Source organism: Floridaenema fluviatile BLCC-F154, from assembly GCF_041929135.1.
Taxonomy (GTDB): Bacteria; Cyanobacteriota; Cyanobacteriia; order Cyanobacteriales; family Aerosakkonemataceae; genus Floridanema; species Floridanema fluviatile.
The window spans coordinates 44,340-54,361 of the sequence record NZ_JBHFNS010000056.1; the positions used below are offsets into that span (position 1 = coordinate 44,340).

At 39.7% G+C, this 10,022-nt stretch carries 6 protein-coding genes; 3 read left to right on the top strand and 3 right to left on the bottom strand.

The window, feature by feature from the left end:
* The first annotated feature begins 112 nt into the window (after positions 1-112).
* Positions 113-1,720 (top strand): peptide ligase PGM1-related protein, encoded by a 1,608-nt coding sequence (locus ACE1B6_RS13600; protein ID WP_413257777.1) that lies wholly within the window; start codon positions 113-115, stop codon positions 1,718-1,720.
* Positions 1,721-1,726: 6 nt separating this feature from the next.
* Here the strand turns inward: ACE1B6_RS13600 and ACE1B6_RS13605 are convergent, their stop codons facing one another.
* Entirely contained in the window at positions 1,727-3,622 is a 1,896-nt protein-coding gene (locus ACE1B6_RS13605; RefSeq protein ID WP_413257778.1) for a glycoside hydrolase 5 family protein, read from the bottom strand.
* 222 nt (positions 3,623-3,844) lie between these two features.
* Here ACE1B6_RS13605 and ACE1B6_RS13610 point away from each other — a divergent pair, with 222 nt between their 5' ends.
* Positions 3,845-5,578: a serine/threonine protein kinase gene (locus tag ACE1B6_RS13610; RefSeq protein WP_413257779.1), complete on the top strand. Its 1,734-nt coding sequence runs from the start codon at positions 3,845-3,847 to the stop codon at positions 5,576-5,578.
* Positions 5,579-5,584: 6 nt separating this feature from the next.
* Positions 5,585-6,574, top strand: a complete 990-nt coding sequence (locus ACE1B6_RS13615) for a glycerophosphodiester phosphodiesterase (protein ID WP_413257780.1) — start codon at positions 5,585-5,587, stop codon at positions 6,572-6,574.
* Between the two features lie 65 nt (positions 6,575-6,639).
* Here ACE1B6_RS13615 and ACE1B6_RS13620 read toward each other — a convergent pair whose 3' ends face one another.
* Positions 6,640-7,656: a tetratricopeptide repeat protein gene (locus ACE1B6_RS13620; protein WP_413257781.1), complete on the bottom strand. Its 1,017-nt coding sequence runs from the start codon at positions 7,654-7,656 to the stop codon at positions 6,640-6,642.
* A gap of 121 nt (positions 7,657-7,777) precedes the next feature.
* Complete coding sequence (gene ftsH, locus ACE1B6_RS13625) at positions 7,778-9,682, bottom strand: ATP-dependent zinc metalloprotease FtsH (RefSeq protein ID WP_413257782.1); 1,905 nt, start codon at positions 9,680-9,682, stop codon at positions 7,778-7,780.
* Between the last annotated feature and the right edge of the window lie 340 nt (positions 9,683-10,022).

The following is a 10,022-nucleotide window of genomic DNA, read 5'->3' on the forward strand; positions in this document are numbered from 1 at the left end:
ACTTGATGGTTGAGAAAAGATAATAATTTTTTTTACTATTCGGGAAAAGTAGTCTGAAACAGTTGGAAAATTAAATAAATTCTGTTAGTGAAATTAGGGTAGGATCGGGGCAATGCAAGTTGTAGATTTTTCTGTAGATTCTCATGGGGAAAAGTTTAGATTTTTGCAGGATCAATTGCGCGATCGCTGGCAAAGTATTGAAGGCGCTAACCTGGGAGATTATGATATTGTAGTGATTCCTTCTGTAAGTTTAGATCAACATGAACTACAGAAGATTGAAGGTTTTTTGAATTACGAAGAACGATTACTTTTCTCCTTGATTCGGTTGCGAAATCCCCGAACAAGAGTTATTTTTGTCACTTCTCAACCTTTGCCTCCCATAGTAATTGATTATTACTTACAATTGTTGCCGGGAATTCCTTTTTCTCATGCCCGCGATCGCTTAATGTTATTTTCTGTTTATGATTCTTCTCCAAAACCTTTAACCCAGAAAATATTAGAACGTCCTCGGTTAATCCAGAGGATTCGCCAAGGATTAAGACCGGATAAATCTTTTATGATTTGTTATAACTCTACTCAGTTAGAAAAAGATTTATCTTTGCAGTTACGAGTACCTTTGTTAGCAGCAGATCCCGATTTACTTTATTGGGGTAGCAAAAGCGGGAGTCGGCAAATTTTTGCTGAGTGTGGTGTACCCCATCCTGATGGTAGCGAAATGGTAGAAAATGCTGAAGATTTAGCAGAAGCAGCTGCGGAACTTTGGGAACGTCAACCAAATTTAAAGCGGATGGTTGTCAAGCTAAATGAAGGGTTTTCCGGTGAAGGAAATGCTATTTTGGATTTAAGAGAAATTCCGAATATGACACCGGGTAATGTTTCCCATCAAGCAAGAGTTAAGGCAATTAGCGATCGCTTTAACTCCATGAGTTTTCAAGCTAAAAATGAAACATGGTCAAACTTTTCTAGTCGCATCCCTGAATTAGGGGCAATTGTCGAAGCTTTTATAGAAGGAGAAAGAAAACACAGTCCTAGCGTTCAAGGGAGAATTACTCCTAGCGGCGAAGTCGAAATTCTCTCAACTCATGACCAAATTTTAGGTGGTTCTGAGGGTCAAATTTACTTAGGTTGTTATTTCCCCGCCCAAGAATCTTACCGTTTACGTTTGCAAGAATTAGGAGTAAAAGTAGGGCGGAATCTTGCCGAAAAAGGTGCATTAGAAAGGTTCGGAGTTGACTTTATTGCTGTACATCAACCTGATGCTAAAGGTAAACCAGAATGGAATTTACAAGCAATTGAAATTAACTTGAGAAAAGGCGGTACTACTCACCCATTTATGACGCTGAAGTTTTTAACAACTGGGCGTTATGATATGGCGACTGGTTTATTTTATAGTCAGCAAGGTTGCCCAAAATATTACATGGCAACTGATAACTTACAAAAGGAACGTTATCGCGGTTTGTTGCCTAATGATTTGATGGATATTATCGCCGATCATCGCTTACATTTTGACACGAGTACGGAGACAGGAACGGTGTTTCATTTAATGGGTTGTCTCTCGGAATTTGGCAAGTTGGGGTTAACTTGTATTGCTAATTCTCCCCAACAAGCTAAAGATATTTACAACCAAGTAGTCAATGTTTTAGATGACGAAACGAAGGAGACAGCGATCGATTCTCATGATTCATCATCTCATTGTTTACCGATGACTTGGCATGAATAATTGAGTTTAATGAGTGATGGGTTTTTGGTCGATCGCCTTTTCCTTTCCGGCATGAATTGCATATAATTTGCGATGAGTTTCTTGCATGGCGTTAATTAATTTGGGGTAAGGGCGATCGGTAACATCAACCAACCCAATATTATAATTTTCCCCATCAAAACGTCCCGTATTTGGTTGATCTACCCATTGAAACCAATGTGTACCAATTACTTCGGGAATTGCTGCGGCATTTTCCACATAATAACGATAAGCAACACCTCGTTGTTCTCGATCGCGAACTTGTTTCAATCCTGCGGACATTCCTCTTCCAGGTGTGCCAAAATGAAACTCACCAATTAACAAAGGTCTGCCACTTAATTTGGCATATTTCTGTATCTCTTCTTTATGCAAAATGTACTCATATTCATTAACACTAAAAACATCGAAAATTCGTCCTGCTTTTACCATTTCATCTGGTGCATATCCGGCAAAACGAATACCCAAAATTAAATGATTTGGGTCATATTTCCGAATCGCACTAGTGACGACTTGCAAATATTTTTCGTAAGCGCGATAGAAAAACTCTTTGCGTCTTTCTGGTGTATCTCCTTGCGCCAAAAACTTTTGTAACTCCTGCCGAGTTGCGGTATCTGGCCCAGATAATATCATATTAATAATATCTAATTCCCGTCTCGGCCAAGCTGGTTCATTACCAATAAAATATCCCACCAAAAAAGGGTCATTTTTGCGAATTGCAGACTTACTTGCTGCTACAGAATCGCTAATTTGTAAAAATTCCGGGGAATAAACATCAGGAAATCTCAAATATGCTTGCTTTGTTTCCCATCCAGTTATCGGCACTATGTATGGCATTCTCTGGGTATCAGTTACTAGTTTAGTTGACCAATTAGCGATCGTATTTATCCCCCAAGCTTGCATTCGCCGCACAGTCAAATCAACCCAATCTTGCTGCCAACTTTCCCCAAAACGTCGCCAAATATTCCACTGGTAAAAAGAGGTAACTGGTTGTTCTCTTTGCACTTTCACCGTCTGTGTATTTTCCGGGGGTATGGACTCAAATAGCGATTTTCTGTTAGTAATAGGCGTGGTAATTGTGGGGGTAATTGCATTCACACCCGCAGAAAAAAATAAATGCCCTTCAGGATCGACAAACCACCATTTTCCATCAATTAATTCTACCCGAAAAAACCCTGTAGCCTTAAATTTTGTGGCACAATAACCTCCATATTGGCAGTAATCAAAATTACCTGGTTTTAGTTCTTTTTCCTCTTTTCTCCAAATTGTTTGTAATTCGGAAAGATTGCTGACTTTATCAGCCCAATTATCCCGCTTCCATTGTCCTAATTTGTCAACAAGTGGCTGTTTCTCTAGTACTGCGTCTCCCGGAAATTCTTTTGTTAAACGTATTGTGCGAATTTCTAAAGATGGCTTGGCGATCGCTTCTGGCATCGCTATACTAATAGAATCAACTTGATTAAGTCGTAAATATGGCCCCCAATTAAACATAAAATAACCAGCACGTTGATTGTTCAACAAAGATGCCATATCATTTCCCCGCTTGGGTGCATTAGAGAAAATTTCTAAAGGTATAGCAGCCCGAATCCAACTATTTTGAAATGGATGAATAAAAGTACTAGTAATTCCCTGTGGTGTGTGCAAACGCAAGAGGAACCGTTGTGGAGAAGTAGCTTTCATTTCCAAAACTAAAAAGTGAAAATCCGACCAATCACTTGGCAGTTTTGGCTGTAATTCTGATAATTTCCACTTGTATTCGCTGATAGTTTGACTATCAAAAACTAAAGTTTTATTTTGCAGTGCTACCACATCTCTAGGAAAGGATAAAATAGTAACTGCTAGGCAAATCAAGATAGAAATCACAGTAAATTTTAATACTTCTCGCATAAGAAATAATTCATTCAACTGATTGCGATCGATTATAAACTGAAAATACTTTTCTAGCAATTTACAATAATAAATATCGAAAAATACTTGGATTCACTACTTCCCAGGACAATCAAAAATTTATTGGTTGATATTAACCAGGATTCCTTATGCTATAATCAAGCTCAGTTTGGCAGCAAACAATTATGAATTTCTCTGAAAGTGAACGGAAAGGAAAAACCAGTGCCTCAAACTGTTGCCACAGCTGCCCATTGTATTAATCCTCATTGCTCGCGTCCTTATCCTCAGACTATGGGGAATAATTTTTGCAATGTTTGTGGCGCACCATTACGACTTTTGCACCGCTACACTCCACTACAAAAATTAGGAGTTGGCGGATTTGCAGTTATTTATACAGTTTGGGATGAAAAAACCAAGAAAGAGCGAGTATTAAAAGTTTTACTGGAAACTTCTCCCAAAGCTTTAGCATTATTTGAACAAGAAGCTACAGTTTTAGCAAGTTTACGCCATCCGGGAGTACCAAAAGTAGAATCAGATAGTTATTTCCAGATTAGTTTTGGAAGTTCCCCAGAAATTGTTTTACCTTGTTTGGTAATGGAAAAGATTTCCGGGAAAACTTTAGAAGAGATTTTAGAATATCATCAATCTCAAGGTTTGCCGGAAGCATGGGTACAAAATTGGCTGAAACAAGCTATATATATTTTACGAGAATTACACCAACGCCAAATTATTCATCGTGATATTAAACCTGCCAATTTAATGTTACGCGAAGGCACAGAACAAATAGTATTAATTGACTTTGGTGGAGCCAAACAAATTAATGCTAAAAAAGCTAATTCTCAGGCTAGTTCAACTAGGCTATTTTCCCCTGGATACAGTCCGCCAGAGCAAGTTGCTGGGGCGCTAGTTGGGCCAAATGCTGATTTTTATGCTTTAGGAATGACTTGTATTCACTTACTTACGGGCAAATATCCCTTAGATTTAGAAGATCCGAAAACGGGAGATTTACACTGGCAAAAATTTACTAAAATCAGCCCAAGTTTTGCTAATTTACTGGATGATATGATCCAGCCAAATATTGAAAAAAGACCAGCTAACGCTAATGAACTATTAAGTCGATTAAGGAGAATAAATTCTCAAACAATTACATCTTCAGTTGCTAAAGCTTTATTTAAAATTATTAGCAAGTTACCCGCAGATTTATTTAAATTTGCATTGGGTATTTTAGGATTATTTGGTCAACTAATCAGCAAAACAATAGTTTTATTTTTTCAGACGATCGCACACCTAACCACAGCCTTTTTAAGTACTGTATGGCAAATGACTTTAGGCGGAATAGGCGGTGCTTTTGGCGCAATAATTGGTTATTGGTTAGCTTACAAAACTGTTTTTGGTCAAGATTTAGGCTATTTTCTTTCTCGCACTTTGCCTCGAATAACTGCAATGCCACTGTTCGTAAACTCAGCAATTATCTTATTTACTTGCGCTGGGTTAGCTACTGCTTTAGGCTTAATGGTAGCTGGAAAAATCGGTCAACAACAGCGTTATTTCATGGCAACAATCATGGGAATAATTAGTTATGGTTTAGGTTGTTTTCTAGTACAAAAAGTTCCCTCAAATGCTATTTTACCAGAAGATTTAGTGTTAATGACCGGAGTAGTAAGTGGGTTATTAACTTTAGGTTTAGGTTTACCAAGCCATCAAATAGTTTATGCTTTAGTAAATACCGTAGGTACAGCCAGTTTTTTTGCAGGTTTATTAGCTTTAATTATGAAAATTTTTGTACCCTTAAACGGTGTTTTAGGAATTTCTGGTACTTTTCTTTACAGCTTTAATTGGACAAATTTTATTTTTAGCTTGGGATTTTTTAGTACTATGGGAATTGCGATCGGCTTTTGGTTAAGCGTAACTCACTTTTTTGTTGTACCTGTTTTGCGAATGTTGGGTTGGCGTTAAGGGAAAATGAAAAATTACTTACAACTTAATTCATCTCTACCGATAATTATTGCCCATCGAGGCGCAAGCGGTTTTCGCCCCGAACATACTTTAGCATCTTATGAATTAGCGATCGCCTTAAATGCTGATTATATTGAACCGGATTTAGTTTCTACCAAAGATGGGATATTAATTGCCCGTCACGAAAATGAAATTTCTACTACTACTAATATTGCCGAATGTCCCGAATTTGTCGATCGCCAAACCACTAAATTAATCGACGGCAAATCAGTTACAGGTTGGTTTACGGAAGACTTTACCTTAAGTGAAATTAAAACTTTAAAAGCTAAAGAACGCTTGCCTTTTCGCGATCGATCTTTTAACAACCAATTCTCAATTCCGACTTTTCAGGAAATTATTGATTTAGTCAAACTTAAAAGCAACGAAATGGGGCGATCGATCGGAATTTACCCAGAAACAAAACATCCAACTTATTTTGCTTCTATTGGTTTACCTTTAGAAAAACCATTAATTGAAATTCTCCATAATAACGGATATAAATCTGCCACCGATCCGATTTTTATACAATCTTTTGAAACGGGAAATTTACAAAAACTTAGTCAATTAACCGATTTACCATTGATTCAGTTACTAGAAAATTTTGGGCAACCTTTCGATCTGTTAATGAATGGCGATCGACGCACCTACAAAGACTTAACCACACCTCCAGAATTAGCTAAAATCGCAAAATACGCCACCGGAATTGGCCCTAATAAACAAATGATTATTCCGGTAGATAGTGACGGAAAATTACTATCTCCTACTTCTTTAATTGCTGATGCCCATGCCGCAGGTTTATTAGTTCATCCTTACACTTTTCGCAACGAAAATCAATATTTAGCACCTGATTACAACCATAATCCTGAAGCAGAATATGAGCAGTTTTTTAGCTTAGGTGTAGATGGTGTTTTTAGTGATTTTCCTGATACTGCATTAAGAGGACTACGGAAATTTTAATCAAAAGCTTTCAGTCCACTTCAGTAGAATTGAGTTATTAGCCTGCGAATTGATTCCCAGGCGGGCTACAGCCATTTTCTTTTTTGTTTAGTTTCTGCTTGTTGTAAATGGCGGGCTTCGGAAATGATTTGTTTGACTGTTGTGGTATTTGGAGATTGTAATTTTTCAAATATTTCTAAAGCTTCATGTAAATAAGTTAAAGCTAATTTAAAATCTCCTTTCTTAACTAATAGTTGTCCCAACATTCCCATCGTTGCCGCTTTACTTTCTGAATCGTTACCTTGTTCTTTAATTTGGGCAGATTCTTGGTAAAGTTCGATCGCTTCCTCAATTCGATCGAGTTTCTGATATAAATCACCTAACTGATGTAAAGTAGCAGCTTTACCTTGAATATCACCTATTTTTTCTTTAATTTTTAGGGATTCTTGATAAGATAAAATTGCCGCTTCTCCGTCACCTAATTCAGCATAAATCACACCTAAATAATGCAAAATATTAGCTTTACCCGATAAATCATTACAAGTTTCTTTCAACGATAAAGACTGTTTTAATAATTGAACTGCTGGCAAAAGTTCTCCTTGATTCGCTTTAATAATCGCTAATTGTTGGATAATTTTACTTTTTCCCTCTACATCTGCTAATTTATCTTTTAGTTCTAAAGACTTTTCGCATAAAGCGATCGCATCCGTTACCAAACCTTGACTAGCTTTAATCATCCCTAAAGAGTACAAACTTTCCCCTTGAGTTGCCAAATCATCTATACTTTCTGCGATTTTTAAAGCTTCCTCAAACAAAGGCACTGCTTGAGAAATTTCTCCCTGATTAGTTTTAATTACCGCTATTTGGTAGAGAATCGTAGCTACCCCTTCCCAATCATCCAAAGTTTGATAAACTTCCTGACATTGGGAATAAAAAGCGATCGCATCATCAAACCTACCCTGATTAGCCTTCAGAATCCCTAATTGATGTAATTTAACCGCTTTTCCTTCTAGATTGCCTCGTAAATCATCATCTTCGATCGCCGCTAGCAATTGAGAAATTGCTTCGTTAATTTCCTTTACTTGCTTATTATTCTTAGTCATATATTAAACAGGTTAATTTAGGACTAAATCCCCTAATACAAACCTTATACTAAAAATTAGATTTGCGATCGCCAAAAATTGCTCCGGCAATCGCAAATCTAATTTTTAAGACGGTAAATAGTTAGGAACTACTGACAACAGACCAATCATTCTTAACTTGTGATTCAGGTAACTCAGTATACTCGGAAACAATTTTTCGCAACTCATCACCATCAATGGTTTCTTTGTCAATCAATAAATCCACCAACCGATCGATCAAAGTGCGATTTCCAGCAATAATCGCTTTGGCATCTTCGTAGCACTTCGCCACAATCAATCTTACCTGTTGATCCACATGAGCCGCGATCGCCTCCGAATATTCCGAACGATTCGCCAAATCACGACCCAAAAACACCTCATTACCTTGATTTTCCAAAGCCAACAGACCCAACTCCGACATTCCGAATCGAGTCACCATTTGCCTTGCTAAATTAGTGACGTGCTCCAAGTCGCCACCCGCACCCGTGGTAATTTCCGCATCCCCGAAAATCACATCTTCCGCAGCCCGACCACCTAAAGCATCGCAAATCATTCCAATTAACTGTGCTTTAGAAATTAAACCCCGTTCCTCATTAGGAGTAAACCAAGTCAGACCCAACGCTTGACCGCGAGGAATCAAAGTCACCTTTTCCACAGGATCGTGACCCTTCATCAAAGTCCCGACGATCGCATGACCCACCTCATGATAAGCAATTAACCGCTTCTTCTTGCTATCCACCAAAGGCGTACCTTCCATTCCCGCTACCACCCGGTCAACAGCATCATTAACTTCCGCCATCGTAATCGCATCTTTGCGCCGTCTAGCAGTCAAAATCGCCGCTTCATTCAGCAAATTCGCCAAATCTGCACCAGTAAAACCGGGAGTGCGACGCGCGATCGTTTCCAGCGACACCTCATCGGACACCTTCTTATTCCGGGCATGAACTTTCAGAATTTCCAAACGACCCTTAAGATCCGGTGCATCAACAATCACCTGTCTGTCAAAACGTCCAGGTCGCAACAAAGCCGCATCCAGAACATCAGGACGGTTAGTAGCCGCAATAATAATAATTCCCGAATTTCCCTCAAAACCATCCATTTCGGTGAGTAACTGATTTAAAGTTTGCTCCCGTTCGTCATTTCCGCCACCAATCCCCGTTCCCCGCATTCTCCCAACCGCATCAATTTCATCAATAAACACCAAACAGGGAGCATTTTCCTTTGCCTTCTTAAACAAATCGCGGACACGGGAAGCACCCACACCCACAAACATTTCCACAAACTCAGAACCAGAAATACTGAAGAAAGGAACAGCCGCTTCCCCAGCAATAGCTTTCGCTAACAAAGTTTTTCCCGTTCCCGGAGGGCCAACTAATAATACACCTTTAGGAATTTTCGCACCCACCGCCGTAAACCGTTCCGGCTGTTTCAAGAAAGTGACAACCTCTTGCAGTTCCTCTTTCGCTTCCTCAATCCCAGCTACATCGTCAAACTTAATCCCCGTCTTCGCTTCCATTTGGAAACGCGCACGAGATTTACCAAAATTCATCGCTTGATTAGAAGCATTAGCAGACCGTCGCACGATCATCAACAAGCCGGAAATTAACAGGACAACCAAAAGTAAATTGACAACAAAGCCTAAAGCCGCACTGTTATCTGTAGTTGGCTCAACAGCAAATTTCACTTGCTGCGATCGCAACCTTTCAATTAACTCCCGATTATCCTCAAACAAATTTACTGTTACCGGAGACTCTGCTTCCGCGCCCCGCAACTCCACCCGGGCAGTCCGCTGCGTCGGATCAATATCAACTCTCGTAACTTTGCCTGCATCTATTTTCTTCAGCAACTCATTATAACTTATCGTTTCCTGCTGGTCAGAAGCTAGAACAGGAGGAACTCCTGGCAACGCACTTTGTAATAATAACCAACTAGCCGTAATCGCTCCCGTCAAAAACACATTTTTTTTTGGGTGCTGCCTGCTCGACTTTTTCATCCAGGAATTTTTCATAATGCGCTAGCCCTTTTGTTGCTGTGATTACCCAGATTACCTCTGAGTAATTTAAGAAAAGATACTTCTTCATCCAGTGTAACCAAGCAACGACACTCCAGGGGGCAGGGGGGCAGGGGGGCAGAGGGGCAGGGGGGCAGAGGGGCAGAGGGGCAGAGGGGCAGGGGGGCAGGGGGGCAGAGGGGCAGAGGGGCAGGGGGGCAGGGGGGCAGGGGGGCAGGGGGGCAGAGGGGCAGGGGGGCAGGGGGGCAGTGGGGCGGAGGGGCAGGGGGCAAGCAAATAACTCAAAACTCTCCCTCACTCAAAAATCAAAACTTTCTACACCAGTTTGCGATCTTAT

Bases quoted from the DNA above. Each gene is read 5' to 3' on its own strand.
- ACE1B6_RS13620 (WP_413257781.1), bottom strand. From the start codon at position 7,656: ATGACTAAGAATAATAAGCAAGTAAAGGAAATTAACGAAGCAATTTCT.
- ACE1B6_RS13605 (WP_413257778.1), bottom strand. From the start codon at position 3,622: ATGCGAGAAGTATTAAAATTTACTGTGATTTCTATCTTGATTTGCCTA.
- ftsH (WP_413257782.1), bottom strand. From the start codon at position 9,682: ATGAAAAATTCCTGGATGAAAAAGTCGAGCAGGCAGCACCCAAAAAAA.
- ACE1B6_RS13615 (WP_413257780.1), top strand. From the start codon at position 5,585: ATGAAAAATTACTTACAACTTAATTCATCTCTACCGATAATTATTGCC.
- ACE1B6_RS13600 (WP_413257777.1), top strand. From the start codon at position 113: ATGCAAGTTGTAGATTTTTCTGTAGATTCTCATGGGGAAAAGTTTAGA.